The 899-nt window shown below is 53.2% G+C and carries 1 protein-coding gene; it reads left to right on the plus strand.

The window, feature by feature from the left end; all coding sequences use genetic code 11:
- Positions 1-899 (plus strand): elongation factor Tu (gene tuf / locus NUX24_RS21705; protein ID WP_257834068.1); only part of this gene is annotated, 899 nt, incomplete at both ends.

Consider the following 899-nt stretch of genomic DNA (forward strand, 5'->3'; position numbering starts at 1 on the left):
GACACCCCGACTCGCCACTACGCACACGTAGACTGCCCAGGCCACGCCGACTATGTTAAAAACATGATCACCGGTGCTGCGCAGATGGACGGCGCGATCCTGGTTGTTGCTGCGACTGACGGCCCAATGCCTCAGACTCGTGAGCACATCCTGCTGGGTCGTCAGGTAGGCGTTCCTTTCATCATCGTGTTCCTGAACAAATGCGACATGGTTGATGACGAAGAGCTGCTGGAACTGGTAGAGATGGAAGTTCGTGAACTGCTGTCTCAGTACGATTTCCCGGGCGACGATACCCCAATCGTTCGTGGTTCTGCTCTGAAAGCGCTGGAAGGCGAAGCTGAGTGGGAAGCGAAAATCATCGAACTGGCTGGCTTCCTGGATTCTTACATCCCAGAACCAGAGCGTGCGATTGACAAGCCATTCCTGCTGCCAATCGAAGACGTATTCTCCATCTCCGGTCGTGGTACCGTTGTTACCGGTCGTGTAGAGCGCGGTATCATCAAAGTTGGCGAAGAAGTTGAAATCGTTGGTATCAAAGAGACTGCGAAGTCTACCTGTACTGGCGTTGAAATGTTCCGCAAACTGCTGGACGAAGGCCGTGCTGGTGAGAACGTTGGTGTTCTGCTGCGTGGTATCAAACGTGAAGAAATCGAACGTGGTCAGGTTCTGGCGAAGCCAGGCTCAATCAAGCCACACACCAAGTTCGAATCTGAAGTGTACATCCTGTCCAAAGACGAAGGCGGCCGTCATACTCCGTTCTTCAAAGGCTACCGTCCACAGTTCTACTTCCGTACAACTGACGTGACCGGTACCATCGAACTGCCAGAAGGCGTTGAGATGGTAATGCCAGGCGACAACATCAAGATGGTTGTGACTCTGATCCACCCAATCGCGATGGA

Origin of the sequence: Enterobacter sp. HG048 (assembly GCF_024702055.1) — a bacterium.
GTDB classification, from domain to species: Bacteria; Pseudomonadota; Gammaproteobacteria; order Enterobacterales; family Enterobacteriaceae; genus Enterobacter; species Enterobacter dykesii.